The sequence below is a fragment of the Fluctibacter halophilus genome, from assembly GCF_020687825.1.
Taxonomy (GTDB): Bacteria; Pseudomonadota; Gammaproteobacteria; order Enterobacterales; family Alteromonadaceae; genus Fluctibacter; species Fluctibacter halophilus.
The window spans coordinates 22,604-39,181 of sequence record NZ_JAJEWP010000004.1; the positions used below are offsets into that span (position 1 = coordinate 22,604).

15 protein-coding genes are annotated in these 16,578 nt (G+C 48.6%); all 15 read right to left on the reverse strand.

Annotation, left to right across the window (positions count from 1 at the left end; translation table 11 throughout):
* Positions 1 to 27: 27 nt before the first annotated feature.
* Positions 28 to 8,277, reverse strand: coding sequence for an outer membrane protein assembly factor BamB family protein (locus LJ739_RS13330; protein WP_229161242.1), 8,250 nt, complete (start codon positions 8,275 to 8,277; stop codon positions 28 to 30).
* 101 nt (positions 8,278 to 8,378) lie between these two features.
* Positions 8,379 to 9,080, reverse strand: coding sequence for an ABC transporter ATP-binding protein (locus LJ739_RS13335; RefSeq protein ID WP_229161244.1), 702 nt, complete (start codon positions 9,078 to 9,080; stop codon positions 8,379 to 8,381).
* 2 nt (positions 9,081 to 9,082) lie between these two features.
* Positions 9,083 to 9,958 carry an ABC transporter permease gene (locus LJ739_RS13340; protein ID WP_229161246.1) on the reverse strand — a complete coding sequence of 292 codons (876 nt, stop codon included), beginning with the start codon at positions 9,956 to 9,958 and terminating at the stop codon, positions 9,083 to 9,085.
* Positions 9,959 to 10,093: 135 nt separating this feature from the next.
* Positions 10,094 to 10,495, reverse strand: coding sequence for a 50S ribosomal protein L17 (gene rplQ / locus LJ739_RS13345; RefSeq protein ID WP_229161248.1), 402 nt, complete (start codon positions 10,493 to 10,495; stop codon positions 10,094 to 10,096).
* Between the two features lie 43 nt (positions 10,496 to 10,538).
* Positions 10,539 to 11,528, reverse strand: coding sequence for a DNA-directed RNA polymerase subunit alpha (locus tag LJ739_RS13350; RefSeq protein ID WP_229161250.1), 990 nt, complete (start codon positions 11,526 to 11,528; stop codon positions 10,539 to 10,541).
* 22 nt (positions 11,529 to 11,550) lie between these two features.
* Positions 11,551 to 12,171, reverse strand: a complete 621-nt coding sequence (gene rpsD / locus LJ739_RS13355; protein ID WP_008846190.1) for a 30S ribosomal protein S4 — start codon at positions 12,169 to 12,171, stop codon at positions 11,551 to 11,553.
* A gap of 24 nt (positions 12,172 to 12,195) precedes the next feature.
* Positions 12,196 to 12,585 (reverse strand): 30S ribosomal protein S11, encoded by a 390-nt coding sequence (gene rpsK, locus LJ739_RS13360; RefSeq protein WP_026377330.1) that lies wholly within the window; start codon positions 12,583 to 12,585, stop codon positions 12,196 to 12,198.
* Between the two features lie 15 nt (positions 12,586 to 12,600).
* The gene (gene rpsM / locus LJ739_RS13365) at positions 12,601 to 12,957 is read right to left on the reverse strand and encodes a 30S ribosomal protein S13 (protein WP_229161252.1); all 357 of its coding nucleotides are present in this window, start codon (positions 12,955 to 12,957) and stop codon (positions 12,601 to 12,603) included.
* Between the two features lie 124 nt (positions 12,958 to 13,081).
* The gene (rpmJ, locus tag LJ739_RS13370) at positions 13,082 to 13,195 is read right to left on the reverse strand and encodes a 50S ribosomal protein L36 (protein WP_075607266.1); all 114 of its coding nucleotides are present in this window, start codon (positions 13,193 to 13,195) and stop codon (positions 13,082 to 13,084) included.
* Positions 13,196 to 13,219: 24 nt separating this feature from the next.
* Entirely contained in the window at positions 13,220 to 14,539 is a 1,320-nt protein-coding gene (gene secY / locus LJ739_RS13375; RefSeq protein WP_229161254.1) for a preprotein translocase subunit SecY, read from the reverse strand.
* A gap of 5 nt (positions 14,540 to 14,544) precedes the next feature.
* The gene (rplO, locus tag LJ739_RS13380; protein ID WP_229161256.1) at positions 14,545 to 14,979 is read right to left on the reverse strand and encodes a 50S ribosomal protein L15; all 435 of its coding nucleotides are present in this window, start codon (positions 14,977 to 14,979) and stop codon (positions 14,545 to 14,547) included.
* A gap of 3 nt (positions 14,980 to 14,982) precedes the next feature.
* A complete protein-coding gene (rpmD, locus tag LJ739_RS13385; protein WP_229161259.1) occupies positions 14,983 to 15,165 on the reverse strand; it encodes a 50S ribosomal protein L30 in 183 nt (60 codons plus the stop codon).
* Between the two features lie 6 nt (positions 15,166 to 15,171).
* Complete coding sequence (rpsE, locus tag LJ739_RS13390) at positions 15,172 to 15,672, reverse strand: 30S ribosomal protein S5 (protein WP_229161260.1); 501 nt, start codon at positions 15,670 to 15,672, stop codon at positions 15,172 to 15,174.
* 9 nt (positions 15,673 to 15,681) lie between these two features.
* Complete coding sequence (rplR, locus tag LJ739_RS13395) at positions 15,682 to 16,035, reverse strand: 50S ribosomal protein L18 (RefSeq protein ID WP_229161261.1); 354 nt, start codon at positions 16,033 to 16,035, stop codon at positions 15,682 to 15,684.
* 9 nt (positions 16,036 to 16,044) lie between these two features.
* Positions 16,045 to 16,578: a 50S ribosomal protein L6 gene (gene rplF / locus LJ739_RS13400; protein WP_229161262.1), complete on the reverse strand. Its 534-nt coding sequence runs from the start codon at positions 16,576 to 16,578 to the stop codon at positions 16,045 to 16,047.

Consider the following 16,578-nt stretch of genomic DNA (forward strand, 5'->3'; position numbering starts at 1 on the left):
GACTACTTTCCGTCCCTGCCCCTGATACTAATTGGCTAAGGAAAGTGGGACGGCGACATTGCCAAGAGCAGCGCCTGTCAAACCATCATGTTTCATCCACAACGGGTTGCCTGCACTTGTTCGTCCCCAGGTTGCAATATCGTCTGCACCACTATCATTGCTATCCTTAATGGTTTTAATGGAGCTTGGCTTCATCCACGGCGGATATACCAACTGACGCTGCAAGTTGGTGCCGACTGAGGGATAACGTCGCCATAACCAATTCCCACCGGTTGTCTTGCCAAGCGTTACCACGTCAGCTATACCGTCGCCTTCGGGATCTTCAATCAGAGTAACATCAAACAAGTCCATCCACGGCGGTAAGGTTTGCACCTTGATCACGCCGACATAGCCAGCCCGCAACAATAACCAGGTTGTGGCACCACGTGTTGTTTTACCGATTGCCAGCGCTGTCGGCGTATCATCTGCCATGACAGGCCCTTCGACCACTTTCACTGCATTGAGGTAATAAGGTACATCCACACGTGAGATGTACGAACCGTTTTGCGCGTTGTACAACAATCGCGTCCATTGGCCGCTTTGATTTTTACCCGCCAGGGTTAGGGTCACCTTAGACGTGGTAAGCAGCCCCTCAACATCCCAGCCGTTTTGGGCATCAAACCACAGTGGTAGTTTTTGCGCAGAGATGCGTTCGGTCGTTTTCAGATCAAACACCGCGAACGCCTTCTGACCACCAGACAAACTGAACACCAGTGCCAGGTCTTCACCACCATTGCCGTTTACGTCAGCAATCGGAAAAGCATCAATGAACGACGCCGGCATCAACCACCCAGGGAAGCTGCCTTGCCTTATCTTTGCACCACCCAGGTCATACACTCGCCAGCCTTTCGAGCCTGTACTGTCGGTGCCAGCGACAACCACATCGGCTACGCTGTTACGGTTAGTATCCGCTATGGGAGTGTAGACTGAAGGCGTATAGCCATCAATGAAACGCAACGGAGACAGCTCGGACTGGGTGTTGGAATCAAACAGCCCAATTTGTTGGATACCATCCCGTTGGCCCAGCAGGTGCAGATCTTCATAACCATTGCTATCACTATCAACCAGCTTCACAACACCACCGGATGTTGGATCCATCGGTGCAGAATCTTCTCCATCTAACGTGCCATCGCCGTCGGAGTCTGGGTTACGGAAATCAGTCGTCCCCCGGATTTCCTCCAGGTTGGTTAACCCGTCATTGTCCGCATCAGCACTTGCATCAGTGCCATCGCCGGCCGCCAGCCCCAATGAATATTCCTCAAGGTTGGTCAATGTATCGTTGTCCCTATCAAGGGCGCCATCGTCGACAAGGATATCGAGCCCTTGTTCAACCTCGTAGTCATCCGGAATACCGTCGCCGTCAGTATCACTACTTAGCGGATTACTGCCCAGTCGATACTCAACCAAATTGGTCACGCCATCACGATCCAAATCCCAGTTCGCGTCGCCTGCACGGTTAGCAAGTAAACCGTAGTTTTGTTCCCACCAATCCGGCAAACCGTCGCTATCTGCATCGGTACTGACATCGTACGCCGCGATGCCATTGTTGCTACTGATGGTTAGTACTCCGGTCTGTGACAAGGCCAGCATGCCGATGTCACTCACCGACCAAGCTTGCGAGTAATTTTTGGTTTCCAGGGCAAAGGTTCCTGCGTTCGTCGATACGAAGATATGATCCATGGTCGCCAAGATATCTAAAGCATAACCTCCAGGGAGGTCAATCGATGTGACTTTGGCGCCTGTGAGTTCGTCGTATATCACTAGCCCTCTTTGCGCCTTCAGATAGATCAAACCATCCCGCAGCACCGGTTGATTGAAGCTACCGTACAATTCATCCACAGTATAGCGAAGGGTTTGCCCGTCATTATCGATGCTTATTAGATGATCACGGTTGTAAGACACCACATCATTGTAAAAACCTATCGCGGGACTTACGTTCTGCGTGTAACCCCACCAGCTATATAACGGATCGGTGACCTCGGCCAACTTTTCACCACTGGCGAGCGACAGCACGCTAATTTTATCATCGACATGCACGTAAACACGCTCACCATCAGAGCTTGGCGACCACATGTCGGTAAGATTACCGACTGAAAAGCTCCATGCCGCTTCACCGGTATCTTTGTTGACCGCTTGCAATGAGTATTCTTTCGGGTATAGCAAGAAATCTCCAACAGTGACCGGCGCGAGCCAGTCCTGCCATTGCTGACTGGCACCGACATCGAACACGGTTTGCCCCGTTGAGGAAGACAGCGCCAGCATGCGGCTACTGGAATGATTGCCCAGGTGCAGATAAATCAGATCATCACTGGTCGCCACAGACTTGAGGCCATCGCTAAGATCAAACCCTGTGCGTTGCCAACGTGTCTTGCCGGTGCGTAAATCATAGGCATAAAGTGTATCGTAGCTCACGGCATAGACGGCACCATGCCCCATTGCCACCGGCTGAGTAACCCGTGCGGTAGTTACCCACATTTTTTTGAAGCCTGAAGGGTTCAACTTCACCGGTACAAACCCTCTACGTAAGGCATTGCCAGCATAGGTTCGCCACTCGCTGACCGCGGGTTGTGAGCGGTTATTGAGCGGATTACTGGCGTTCAGGACTTCTGCACGGTCACTAAAGCCGTCACTGTCAGAATCGTCGCTCACTGCGGCTTTGTTCACTGGACTGAGGCCATATTTGACCTCCTGACCATCCGTCATGCGGTCACCGTCCGTGTCCATCAATAATGGATCAGACTTGGTAATGTGGTGTTCCTGACCGTCGGTCAGACCGTCATTATCCGTGTCAACGTTGGTCGGATCTGTGCCGCGCACATACTCCCCCCGATCGCTCAATGAATCCCCATCGGAATCACCGGTGTTGGCCACCACAGGGCTAAAGCCGTATTGCAACTCCCAGCTATCAGGTAACTGATCATCATCCGAATCAGACTTGTTGGGGTCTGTATTATGCACTTTAATTTCGTCGTAGTCCGACAGGCTGTCATCATCAGAGTCCGCATTCAGTGGATCCGTCTGATGAGTGTTAACTTCCTCTGCATCTGACAAACCGTCTAGGTCGGAGTCCGCTTGGTTCAGCAGAGTGTTGGTTTGGAAATGTTCTTGACCGTCGGTCAGTCCATCACCATCAGTGTCAGTCACTGTAGGGTTACCATTGGCACGATACTCACCCAAATTAGCCAGCCCGTCGCCATCAGCATCTTCCAACCGGTCGCCAGGGTCATTGATGTCAAGGCCATAGCGGCGCTCCCACCAATCCGGCATACCATCGCCGTCCCTGTCGCCTTCCAGTTCAATTGCCGTAATTTTTGTTGGACTGATCACGGTCAGTAGGCCTGCTTCACTCAAAGCCAGCTTACCTGAGACTTCAAACCGCTTGTCGTGGGTTTGCGTGGTCAGGTTGATCGCATAGGTGTATTGGTCAGTAGATACGAAAACGTGACTTAACGTCGCAACTACACTGCGTTTGAGAATACCTTCGGGGGCTGTCCAGCGCCATTTCACAGCGCCATCGCTCAGGTCGCGAACTTCCAGCACGTTGTCATCGAGGTTAATCGCATACATCTCGCCCGGGCCCATTGCAGGTATCGTGCTGTGATGGGATTTCTGGGCGTTAATCACCCAGTCAAACAGACCGCTGGAAGGGTCAATCAGCCCCGTGCAGTTACCTAAACGCGCAACAATTTTGCCTCCCCTGGTAGGTAGCGGCACTGCTTGGTCGTAATGCGGTAAGTTACATCCGGACAGCACCTCTCTGTCGATCGGCTTGATCGTGACCTCGTCCGTCGTCGGGTCGATTGAATATAAATTGCGGCTTGCGATTGCATAAACAGTATTATCATAACCCATGCCCAATTTATGCTGTGTAGCGTGCTGATGCATTGAGAATAACCGCTTATATTGCGAGTAATCGCTATCTATTCGCCACACCGCATTATGCCCGTAAAAGTAACTTTTTTCAGGCGTTGACAACAGGTGAGTTGTCATTGTTGTACTAAGATCAAACTGTCGTGCAAAGTCGCTGCTCGATTGCAATACTTGACCACTAATTAAACTTCGGGTTACCAAGGGCTCACTGTCAGAGACACCGTCAAGTTTAATTTGGAACAACCTGACTTCATCACCCTCGACAACCGGTGAGGTCACAAGGCCTGTATCTCTGCCGTAGACAGACCAACGGGTAGTACCGTTCTCCCGATCCAATGCATGCAACACTTCAGAACCTGTTGCATCAGAATTCACCAGCACATGATTACCTGCCACCACCGCAGGATACCCCATGTCGGAAATGCCAAATGAACGGCTCCATTTTTCTTGGAACCGCGCTGCGTCGTATACGACCGGCAGAAAACTGCTGTTGTGCGCATCACCCAGCCATTGATTCCAGGGCATGACTTTCGGTATGGAAGCACCATCACTGGGATCGCTGTCGAACCAGAACTCAGCCATATTTGGATAGCTGTCGCCGTCTTTGTCCAAAGGTGCATCGGCAGCATCGTTGGGGGCGAGCCCTGCGTCCAATTCCCACTTATCCGGCATGCCATCAGCATCGGTGTCGTTTAGTAACGGGTCGGTTTGATGAATGTGGTGCTCTTGGCCGTCGGTCAATCCGTCACCATCGGTGTCCGTTGCCGTAGGGTCAGTTCCTCGCACATATTCACCGTAGTCAGACAAGCCGTCACCGTCTGTGTCAGTGTCGGCATTAGACTGAAGTGGGTCTAAACCAAACTGCACTTCCCACCCATCAGGAATACGGTCACTGTCACTGTCTGTAGAGCTCGGATCGGTGCCTAGGTCCGTCACTTCCACATAGTCACTCAAGCCATCATCATCGGTGTCTATTTTAGTGGGATCTGAACCGTGGGTATTAACCTCGTCGCCATCCGTCAAGCCATCTTCGTCGGTATCAGTTAAACGTAAGTCAGATTTCGACTGGTGATACTCTACGCCATCACTGACACCATCACCGTCAGTATCCGCAATGGTTGGGTCACCGTTCGCAAGGTACTCAGCATAATTGCTCAGCCCATCACCATCCGGATCACTAAGACGATTGCTGGCATCATTGATTGCCAGTTGGTAACGCCGCTCCCACCAATCGGGCAACCCGTCATTGTCACTGTCGCCTTCAATATCGATCGCGACAACAGAACTGTTTCCCGTAACCAACAAAACGCCTTCGTCACTCAGGGACAAAACGCCTGACGCCGTAAACTGTTTCACACTGGACTGGGTACCAATGTCAATGGCGTAGGTATAGGTGGAATCCGCGACAAATACATGGCCTAAAGTGGCGACCACCGACCCGTTCAGGGTTGCTTGAGCTTCGTTCCAAGACCACAGCAGCTCTCCGGTAGACAAAGCGCGAGCTTCCAATGTGTTGTCATCACGATTAACCACAAACACTGTTCCTAACGCGGCAACAATTTCGGTATCACCGTTCAGGCCGAGATCCGCAGACCAGTGAAGGGTACCATCGGTTAAATCGGCCCTAATCAAACATTGGTTTGAACGCCACACTACAGTATTGTTACCGGGAAGTACTGGAGTGCTCATGTTGTAAATGGATTGCTGGCAATTGGGATCATCGATAGTGACAGACGTCCCGTTGTAAGCTCCGGTGGATGCATTGAGCTTATAGATTTTGTCGCCGCGAGGTAAAACATAACCGGCGTCAGCATCGTATCCCGCTTTGGCGCTCTCAGAATGTTGATGCAGGCTCACGGTCTGAAGACGCTGTAATTCAGCATCATAAATATTTAAACTATAATGTTGTGGTAGAACGATTCGGTCTGAAGCAACCAATAACTGCTCATTATTCACTGAGAAGGGGCTTGTCGACGTCTCTCCCAAAACTTCGCCTGAGTAGGGATCTCGGACCACAATTTGTGGACCGTCTTCACCATTGGTTTGTTGTACATAAACCTTACCATTCAACATGACTGGCGCGGACGCATAACGCAAGCTGTCGTAATCGGTTTGCCATTTAATCACACCACTACGGGCCTCAAACCCCAACATAGTCGGCATACTGGTAGTTTGTGAGCTTTTGCTAGAAACCAGGACCATTCCATTGTTTGCAATCGCGGACCGGTCATACTCGGTATTGCCTGTTGCAGTCCACCGCCAGCGCTCGAAAAAATTACTGGCGTTAGTGGTGATACCGAGAAAACCAAGGTTCTGTGAGTTGCCGCGCCATTGAGTCCAAGGCTCGAATGTCGGTAATGAAGCACCATCATTGGGATCACTGTTACCCCAAAATTCCTCTAGGTTGGTATAACCATCACCGTCCGCGTCCAGGGCAGCATCCAGAGGTGTGGATGGCGATAAATTTGCATCCACTTCCCATTTATCCGGCATACCATCACCATCGGTATCGGTCTTAACAGGACTGGAGCCATGCACGTGGACTTCCTGCCCGTCGCTCAGACCGTCACCGTCGGTATCTGCATTGTTCGGATCTGAGCCACGCAAATATTCACCAAAATCCGACAAGCTATCACTGTCCGCATCATTGGTCTTGCTGAATACTGTGGCATCCAGCAGGTGGTCGATTTCCCATTTGTCATCCATGCCGTCACCATCGGTATCAATGGATAACGGATCGGTGTTCAGGTCGATGATTTCGGCATAATCGGTCAAGCCATCACCGTCAGTATCGTTGGACAACGGATCCGTGCCATGAGTAAACACTTCAATGCCATCGTTCAGGCCATCCCCGTCGGTATCAATATTAGTCGGATCGGTGTTACGGGCATTTACCTCACCACCATCTCCGAGACCGTCTCCATCAGTGTCGACCTTGTTGGGATTGGTCAGGTACTGATACTCTTTGAGGTTTGACAAGTTATCGCCATCATTGTCTGTTGCACCGGTTTGAGAAGGGCTTTTATCCAACCCCCAGTATGCTTCCCAATAATCGGGCAGTTGATCAGCGTCATTATCATCCATCTGAATACGCGCTGTTACTACACGGCTTCGATTGCCTATACTCGTTCGCAAATAATTCAAGTCGCTATCAAAAAAGAATGAGTGGGTTGATGCAGTCCCAACAACGATCTCACCATTTTCAAGGATGGCAAGATCAGTCAAGTAAACAAAGTCTTGCCCCACTGCATCATCCTTTGCTTCAACACGAAACAGCTCATTGCCAAATTTATCAAATTTTCCAACATAGCTTGAATGTGCAGCAAAAAATGTCCCATCAGCAGCGACAGCGACTACTTCTGTGTTGGAAGGCAACTGAATACTTCGAAGCTTTTCCATGGTCAAAGGGTTAAACTCGTCTAGCCAAGCACTCGAATAGTCATCACTTACCCCGTACAACAAGCTATTCTTACCAATCTGCAGATCATCATAAAGCGTACCGACCTGATACAAGCTACTGGTGCCATTACTGGTATTAATGCGCACAATCCCAACAACACCAGCGGTAAAGTTGCTGTTATTGGTGAAGATGAAATGGTTGTAGCTGGTTAAAGAGCCGCTCACTAATCCATTGTATTGATAGCGTTGAGTGGTATCAGAAACATGATCCCATACTAGGACATCGGCATTTGCGTTGTTCAGGGATAGGCCACAGGATACTGCAATAGTGTTATCAGGGAGGATTGTTAGACCAGCAATGGAGTAACACTGATCTGAAAACGATTTTCTACTATACATTCGGCCGTATTGGTCGAATTCATAGATCGATTGGGATGTACTACCGGTACTGATAATCCCCCCAGGGTGACGCCAAAGCTGCTCCTGGGAAACAATTGTCAAGTCGTCAACAAATACTTTATTGTTGCTACCATTTGACGTAAAACGCAGGGTGATACTGTGCAATCCCTGACTGATCGGGGTCGACAAACTACGCCAAGTGTTTGCACTGCCAGTTGTAGCAGAGGTGCTGGCCTCCACACCATCAATGAGTATTTTCACATAAGCAGCGGAGGTCGAGGCTTGTTTGAAATACAACGTCAGCGTGCTGTCTTCAAAGGTGTCTGTGTAAGTAATGTCTGAGACTTCCCCGTAGCCAAGGCCGGTCGGTGAAGCTAAGCTCTTTAATCCGGATAACGCTTCCGAGCTGTCAAAATCCCAATCTAGGGTATTGTCTTTAGATTTTGTCCATTTATCGGACAGAGTAGCAGATTCAAAGCTATCGATAACTTCAGCGTGAACATTGAATGTGGAAACCACCAACAAAGAGACACAACACATCAGTATGCGTTGCACAACGGAGCGACTCATAACATCTTCCCTGACAAAACTGTACTACATTAAAGCTTCGATTGTAGCAAATCTAGTCGGCATCAAGCAATTTGGACGAATTTCAAACCTTATAATTACACTTAACCAATTGTATTTTTGATAGTTTTTTCATAGTTACTGAGTACACCGTCGACACCACCTTGGTCAATTATCTTACCATTCTCAATCAAGATCGCCCTGGTACACAAACGACGAATCTGGTGTACCGCATGAGACACTAGGATCACTGTAAGACCACTGCGTATTTTTTCATCAATAATTTGCTCGGCTTTACTCCGAAATGCAGCATCGCCGACCCCTAGTACCTCATCGATTAAAAGCACATCCGTTTGCATTTTGATGGCAATAGAAAACCCCAACCGTGCTCGCATGCCGGCACTATAGGTTTTTACTGGTTCATCAAATTGGTCCCTCAACTCAGCCATATCGTTGATCTCCTCGAGCTGACTGAGTGCGTGGGCTTTGCAATGCCCCAACAGCATTGCACTGATTAGTGCGTTGTCACGCCCCGACAAAGCATTATCAAATCCCGCATTCAATGTTTGCAGTGAAACCCGGACATTGTTGGCAACGATGCGACCTTTATCCGGCTGATAAATACCCGCGAGTAGTTTCAAAAGCGTGGACTTTCCGCAACCATTTCTACCAATAACGCCGAGTACCTCGCCTTGATATACGTCCAATTGCAGATTGTTTAATACTGTTCGCTTTTTTACCCGCAATCCATGGCGTTGGAAGTAATGGAATGTGACATTCTCAATGGATAACAATTTCGTTGTCATGACTACTCCAACAACACTCTTGGATAAACGGAATCTAATCTTTTCAACACAATGATCAGCAACACAACCACTAAACTACTGATTACCATGATGGTTGCTAATGCTTGCCAATCGGGCAGAACACCTTCAATGAGCACGCTACGGTATTGATTGATCAAATTGGCAAGTGGATTGGCTAAATACAAGGAAACGTGCTCTTCACGGATCACGGTTCTGAAGTCATAAAAAATCCCCGAACCAAACATTGCTAATTGTATTGACGTCGCTACAAGGTATTTTATGTCTGGAATAAAAGGGACCAACATCGCGCACAATAACGTTAAGCTAAGAACAAATGTAAATTGAACTAGCATGATTACCGGCAGAGCAAACCATGCGGCGGTAATATTACTATCGTAAATAGCAACAAACACCAACAACAATGCAAATACGCATAGAGATTTAACCGTATCCTGAAAAATGGTTACCAATGGAAAATACAGCTTGGGAATCCGAATTTGTGACATCAGCCCTATACCATGCGCAATTGAAGAGCAGCCATTGGAAATAGTGCGAGCAAACCACAAAAAAGGCACTTGTCCACACAATAAAAACACCACAAAACCGGGTTTGTTCTGTGCCATGAAAATGCCAAACACAACATAAAACACTGCAACAAACAAAAGTGGTTCTAAAAACCACCACGCATACATCAAGTAGCTTTTTGATGCTTCAGATTTAAGATTCAACTGAGTTGTTGTAAAGACAAGCTGCCAAAAGTGTTTGGGGGTCATTGCTGGCGATAACGTTGTAAATGATACGATGGTTGGGGATTCTAACCGATCGACGATTTGAAAAATACCGCAATTCGACACCAATTCCTGAATCGTTCTCAACACTCGCTAGCAACTCTTACATGGTACAAAAGTGTAGCTCTAAAGTATTAAGCACCGTATTCCTATTACTCCAACGTCATTTCTCTCGGAGCAAAAAAAACCCGGCTAAAGCCGGGTTTTTTTAATGTGTTGCGGTGCTTATTCCGCTGCAGCGTCTTCAGTTGCTTCAACTTCAGTAGCTTCAGGGCGGTCAACCAGCTCAACGTATGCCATAGGGGCATTGTCACCAGCACGGAATCCACATTTCAAAATGCGAATGTAACCGCCTGGACGGGTCTCATAGCGAGGACCCAGTTCGTTGAACAATTTACCTACCACTTCTTTATCACCAGTACGTGCGAACGCCAAACGACGGTTTGCAACGCTGTCTTGCTTAGCAAGTGTGATCAGAGGCTCAATAACACGACGCAGTTCTTTGGCTTTTGGCAAAGTGGTTTTAATCACTTCGTGCTTAACCAGTGAACCAGCCATGTTTTTGAACATCGCTTGACGATGGCTACTGTTACGATTTAACTGACGACCACTCTTACGATGGCGCATAGCTAATATCCTTCTTTACAAATCAGTTTAGATTGCGACCTGATTAATCTTTGTCGGCAATGCTTTCTGGTGGCCAGTTTTCCAGGCGCATGCCCAGAGACAAACCACGAGAAGCCAGCACGTCTTTGATCTCAGTCAGAGACTTCTTACCCAGGTTAGGTGTTTTCAACAACTCAACCTCGGTGCGCTGTACCAGGTCACCAATATACTGGATAGCTTCTGCTTTCAGACAGTTAGCAGAACGTACCGTCAATTCCAGATCGTCGACAGGGCGAAGCAGAATCGGATCAAACTCCGGCTTCTCTTCTTTCTCTACCGGCTCAGACATGTCACGTAATTCTACGAACGCATCCAGCTGTTCAGCCAGAATGGTCGCAGCGCGACGGATCGCTTCTTCAGGATCCAGTGTGCCGTTAGTTTCCATATCGATGATCAGTTTGTCCAAGTCAGTGCGTTGTTCAACACGGGCTGACTCGACATTGTATGCGATACGCTCTACAGGGCTGTATGAAGCGTCCACTAACAAACGACCAATGGGTCGATCATCTTCTTCAGAGGAACGACGAGTTGCAGCAGGAACGTAACCGCGACCCATTTCTACTTTGATGCGCATGCTGATTTCAGCATCACCAGTCAATGTACAAATGACATGATCAGGGTTTACGATTTCTACGTCACCGTCGTGCTGGATGTCACCAGCCGTAACAGGGCCCGCACCGGATTTCACTAAAGTTAGCGTCGCTTCAGTTTTACCGTCTAGACGCACCGCCAAACCTTTCAGGTTCAGCAGGATCTCGATAACGTCTTCCTGTACACCTTCTTTGGTGCTGTACTCATGTAACACACCGTCGATTTCTACTTCTGTTACCGCGCAACCTGGCATGGATGACAGAAGAATACGACGCAATGCATTACCAAGCGTGTGACCGAAGCCTCGCTCCAGTGGCTCGAGAGTCACTTTCGCACGCGTAGGCGTGACGTTATCAATTTCTACTAACCTTGGTTTTAGGAATTCAGTTACAGAACCCGACATTGTTTCCTCTCTTCTTTAAGCTTTACTTAGAGTAAAGTTCGACGATCAACTGTTCGTTAATTTCGGCAGACAAATCAGTACGCTCTGGAATACGTTTGAAAACGCCTTCCATTTTCTTGCTGTCTACTTCAATCCAAGTTGGTTTTTCACGCTGGTCCGCCAGCTCCAGAGCAGCAACGATACGCGCTTGCTTCTTGGATTTTTCACGAACGGAAACAACGTCTTCAGCAGATACGTTATAAGAAGGTATATTAACAACCTTACCGTTAACCATGATGGCTTTGTGGCTTACCAGCTGACGTGCTTCAGCGCGAGTGCTGGCGAAACCCATACGGTATACAACATTGTCAAGACGCTGTTCTAAAAGTTGCAGCAGGTTTTCACCTGTGTTGCCTTTCAGACGCGCAGCTTCTTTATAGTAATTACGGAACTGCTTTTCCAGAACGCCGTACATACGACGAACTTTTTGCTTTTCACGTAACTGAACACCGTAGTCAGACAGACGCCCACGACGGGCACCGTGCTGACCAGGGGCAGTATCGATTTTACATTTCGAGTCGATTGCTCGAACGCCGCTTTTAAGGAACAGGTCTGTTCCTTCGCGACGGCTAAGTTTGAGTTTTGGACCCAAATATCTTGCCATGATCTTTCTCCAACAGTCCGTCGATTAAACGCGACGTTTCTTCGGTGGACGACAACCGTTGTGAGGGATAGGCGTCACATCGGTAATGTTCGTGATTTTGTAACCTGTGGCGTTCAGGGCACGGATCGCAGATTCACGACCTGGACCGGGACCTTTAACGAACACTTCAAGGTTCTTCAAACCGTATTCCTGAGCAGCTGTACCAGCGCGCTCAGCAGCAACCTGAGCTGCAAAAGGGGTAGATTTACGTGAACCACGGAAACCAGAACCACCTGATGTTGCCCAAGCCAGAGCGTTGCCCTGACGGTCAGTGATTGTCACGATAGTGTTGTTGAAAGAGGCATGGATATGAGCCATACCATCAGCAACTTGACGTTTTGCGCGCTTACGCGTGCGAGTAGGTGCTTTTGCCATAATCTAGTCCCCCGCTTACTTTTTAATCGGCTTACGAGGACCTTTACGGGTACGCGCGTTCGTTTTAGTACGCTGACCACGCAGAGGCAAGCTACGACGGTGGCGAATGCCACGGAAGCAACCTAGGTCCATCAAACGTTTGATGTTCATTGAAATCTCACGACGAAGGTCACCTTCTACAGTGAATTTAGCCACTTCGTCACGCAGTTTATCAATGGTTGTTTCGTCAAGATCTTTGATCTTGCTATCTTCTGCAACACCAGCAGCTGCACAGATGCTTTTCGCACGTGTAGCGCCTACACCGTAGATTGACTGAATAGCAATCACAGCGTGCTTGTGTTCAGGAATGTTAATGCCAGCGATACGGGCCATTAACAGCACTCCTCTAAGTTAAATTGTCGTCAGCCTAAAAAGCCCGATAGGATACTTACCCGACGACTAAATTGCAAATTAAGGTTAGGACAACCGGACCAGCCGGCTCTCCTCCACCGTTTGATTAGCCTTGCCTTTGCTTGTGCTTAGGCTCAACGCAAATCACTCGAACAACGCCGTTGCGCTTAATGATTTTGCAGTTACGGCAAATCTTCTTAACGGATGCACGAACTTTCATTTCACCACTCCGTAATAGTCAATCTTAGCGGCCGTAGCCTTTAAGATTGGCTTTCTTAAGAACAGACTCATATTGATGAGACATCAAATGGGTCTGCACCTGTGCCATAAAGTCCATGATCACCACCACAATAATCAGCAGTGATGTACCGCCGAAATAGAACGGAACGTTCCAGGCGATCAACATGAATTCAGGCACTAAACAAATAAAGGTTATGTAAAGTGCGCCAGCCAACGTCAGGCGGGTCATTACTTTATCAATGTACCGAGACGTTTGTTCACCAGGGCGAATACCCGGTACAAAAGCACCAGACTTTTTCAGGTTATCTGCAGTTTCACGCGGGTTGAAAACCAACGCCGTGTAGAAGAAGCAGAAAAACACAATCGCCGCAGCGTACAACATCACATATAACGGCTGTCCAGGGGAAATCATCAATGCGACATCCGACAACCATGACATGGATTCATTCTGACCAAACCAACCGGCAATAGTGCCAGGGAACAGGATGATACTTGACGCGAAGATGGGCGGAATTACACCGGCCATATTAACCTTCAACGGCAAATGAGTGCTTTGCGCTGCAAAGACCTTACGACCCTGCTGACGTTTAGCGTAGTTAACGACGATACGACGTTGACCACGTTCAACAAACACCACCAGGTAGGTAAGAGCAATCACAATCACTCCAATCAATAGCAAGAACAACAAGTTGATCTCGCCCTGTCGGGCTTGTTCTGCTGTCTGGCCGATCGCTGTAGGCAAGCCAGCCACAATACCCGTAAAAATCAGAATGGAGATACCGTTACCGATACCTCGCTCGGTAATCTGCTCACCTAACCACATCAGGAACATGGTACCGGTAACCAGACTCACCACTGCTGTAAAGTAAAAACCGAAGCCGGGGTTAATCACCAAGCCTTGAATCAGGTTAGGCAGGTTGGTCGCAATTCCAATTGCTTGGAATGTCGCCAGCACCAGGGTGAAATACCGTGTGTACTGACTGATTTTGCGACGTCCTGCCTCACCTTCCTTCTTCAGTTCCATCATCGGCGGATGCACTACAGTGAGGATCTGCATGATGATAGACGCTGAAATGTAAGGCATGATACCCAGGGCAAGAACTGATGCACGCTCAAGCGCACCACCGGAGAACATGTTAAACATTTCTACGATCGTGCCCTTTTGCTGCTCAAATAATTGAGCCAGCACAGCGCCATCAATACCAGGAATCGGCACATAGGAACCCAGTCTAAATACAATGATCGCACCCAGTACGAACAACAGCCTTGATTTAAGCTCCGTCAAGCCGCCTTTGGCGCTCGAATCCAATCCTGGTTTTGCCATCTAGCTTATTCCTCTACTTTACCGCCAGCAGCCTTGATAGCTTCAAGGGCGCCTTTTGTAACCTTCAATCCACTTACAGTAACTGCACGATTGATTTCACCGCTCTTCATCACCTTGACGAACTGCATGTCTTTCTTAACCAGACCAGCAGCTTTCAACGTTTCGAGTGAAACCACATCACCTTCTACCTTAGCGATTTCGCTCAGTGTTACCTGGTCAGTAACCAGACCAACACGAGACGTGAAACCGAACTTAGGCAGACGGCGTTGGATTGGCATTTGACCACCTTCAAAGCCAGGTTTTACAGAACCACCAGAGCGGCTCTTCTGACCTTTGTGACCACGGCCACCGGTTTTACCCAGGCCAGAACCAATACCACGACCTACGCGCTTACCAGAACTTTTGGCTCCTGGTGCAGGAGCAATAGTATTCAATTTCATCACTTACTCCTCCACGATCTCAACCATGTAGTTAACACGGTTAATCATACCGCGAACTGCAGGTGTATCTTCCAGTTCACGAACATGACCGATGCGGCGCAGACCCAGGCCAGTCAAAGTAGCCTTGTGCTTTGGCAAACGGCCAATCGCGCTTTTGGTTTGCTTTACTTTAATCATCTTTGCCATGTTCAATTACCCCAAAATCTCGTTTACGGGCAACCCACGCTTGGCTGCAACCTGCTCAGGCGACTTCATGTCAACCAGAGCGTTGATGGTTGCGCGAACCACGTTAATTGGGTTGGTAGAACCGTAACATTTTGAAAGTACGTTCTGTACACCAGCAACTTCAAGTACTGCACGCATCGCACCACCGGCAATGATACCGGTACCTTCAGATGCAGGCTGCATGTAAACCTTGGAGCCAGAGTGACGACCCTTGATAGGGTGCTGCAACGTATTACCGTTCAGGTCAACGTTCACAAGATTGCGACGTGCCTTCTCCATGGCTTTCTGAATTGCGGCAGGCACTTCACGTGCTTTACCGTAACCGAAACCCACACGGCCATTACCGTCACCAACAACAGTCAGTGCGGTGAAACTGAAGATACGACCACCTTTAACCACTTTAGATACGCGGTTTACGGCAATCAATTTCTCCAACAGTTCACCATTTTGAACTTCTACTTTAGCCATAATTAACTCCTAGAACTGAAGACCTGCTTCGCGAGCAGCATCAGCCAATGCCTTAACTCGACCATGATATTTGAACCCGCTACGGTCGAAAGCGACATCTTTGATGCCTTTTTCGATAGCGCGTTCAGCGATCGCTTTACCCACTGCAGCGGCTGCTTCAACGTTACCGGTCGCTTTCAGACCTTTACGCAAGTCAGCTTCTACAGTAGAGGCCGCCGCCATTACTTCAGAACCGCTAGGAGCGATCAACTGAGCGTAGATGTGGCGAGGTGTGCGGTTTACAACCAAGCGATGCGCGGCCAGTTCACTAATTTTTTTGCGTGCACGAGTAGCGCGACGCAAGCGAGCTGCTTTCTTATCCATCGTACCCACCTATTTCTTCTTAGCTTCTTTACGACGCACAACTTCATCTGCGTAACGAACACCTTTGCCTTTGTAAGGCTCTGGCGGACGATAACCGCGGATGTTAGCTGCAACCTGACCCACCAACTGCTTATCTGCGCCTTTGACGAGGATTTCAGTTTGGCTTGGAGTTTCTACGGTGATGCCTTGAGGCATTTCGTATACGACAGGGTGAGAGAAACCCAGTGTCAGGTTCAGTTTGCTACCTTGTGCTTGCGCACGGTAACCAACACCATTCAACTGTAATTTTTTCTCGAACCCTTCGGTAACACCGATAACCATGGCGTTCAACAGTGCACGAGCAGTACCTGCTTGTGCCCAACCGTTAGGCATGCCTTCGCGAGGCAGGGCTTTCAGTTGGTTTTCTTCTTGAACAACTTCAACGGCTTCGTTGAATACACGGTTCAATGTACCGTTCTTACCTTTTACTGTGACTTCTTGACCGGCGATAGAAACTTCTACGCCAGACGCGATATCGACAGGAGCTTTAGCTACACGTGACAT

What these genes read in the sequence shown, in the direction of transcription:
- rpsK (WP_026377330.1), bottom strand. Translation starts at nt 12,585, where the DNA reads ATGGCAAAAGCACCTACTCGCACGCGTAAGCGCGCAAAACGTCAAGTT.
- LJ739_RS13330 (WP_229161242.1), bottom strand. Translation starts at nt 8,277, where the DNA reads ATGAGTCGCTCCGTTGTGCAACGCATACTGATGTGTTGTGTCTCTTTG.
- LJ739_RS13335 (WP_229161244.1), bottom strand. Translation starts at nt 9,080, where the DNA reads ATGACAACGAAATTGTTATCCATTGAGAATGTCACATTCCATTACTTC.
- rplR (WP_229161261.1), bottom strand. Translation starts at nt 16,035, where the DNA reads ATGGATAAGAAAGCAGCTCGCTTGCGTCGCGCTACTCGTGCACGCAAA.
- rplQ (WP_229161248.1), bottom strand. Translation starts at nt 10,495, where the DNA reads ATGCGCCATCGTAAGAGTGGTCGTCAGTTAAATCGTAACAGTAGCCAT.
- LJ739_RS13350 (WP_229161250.1), bottom strand. Translation starts at nt 11,528, where the DNA reads ATGTCGGGTTCTGTAACTGAATTCCTAAAACCAAGGTTAGTAGAAATT.
- rpmD (WP_229161259.1), bottom strand. Translation starts at nt 15,165, where the DNA reads ATGGCAAAGATGATTAAAGTAAAGCAAACCAAAAGCGCGATTGGCCGT.
- rpsD (WP_008846190.1), bottom strand. Translation starts at nt 12,171, where the DNA reads ATGGCAAGATATTTGGGTCCAAAACTCAAACTTAGCCGTCGCGAAGGA.
- rplF (WP_229161262.1), bottom strand. Translation starts at nt 16,578, where the DNA reads ATGTCACGTGTAGCTAAAGCTCCTGTCGATATCGCGTCTGGCGTAGAA.
- rpmJ (WP_075607266.1), bottom strand. Translation starts at nt 13,195, where the DNA reads ATGAAAGTTCGTGCATCCGTTAAGAAGATTTGCCGTAACTGCAAAATC.
- rpsM (WP_229161252.1), bottom strand. Translation starts at nt 12,957, where the DNA reads ATGGCCCGTATCGCTGGCATTAACATTCCTGAACACAAGCACGCTGTG.
- rpsE (WP_229161260.1), bottom strand. Translation starts at nt 15,672, where the DNA reads ATGGCTAAAGTAGAAGTTCAAAATGGTGAACTGTTGGAGAAATTGATT.
- secY (WP_229161254.1), bottom strand. Translation starts at nt 14,539, where the DNA reads ATGGCAAAACCAGGATTGGATTCGAGCGCCAAAGGCGGCTTGACGGAG.
- rplO (WP_229161256.1), bottom strand. Translation starts at nt 14,979, where the DNA reads ATGAAATTGAATACTATTGCTCCTGCACCAGGAGCCAAAAGTTCTGGT.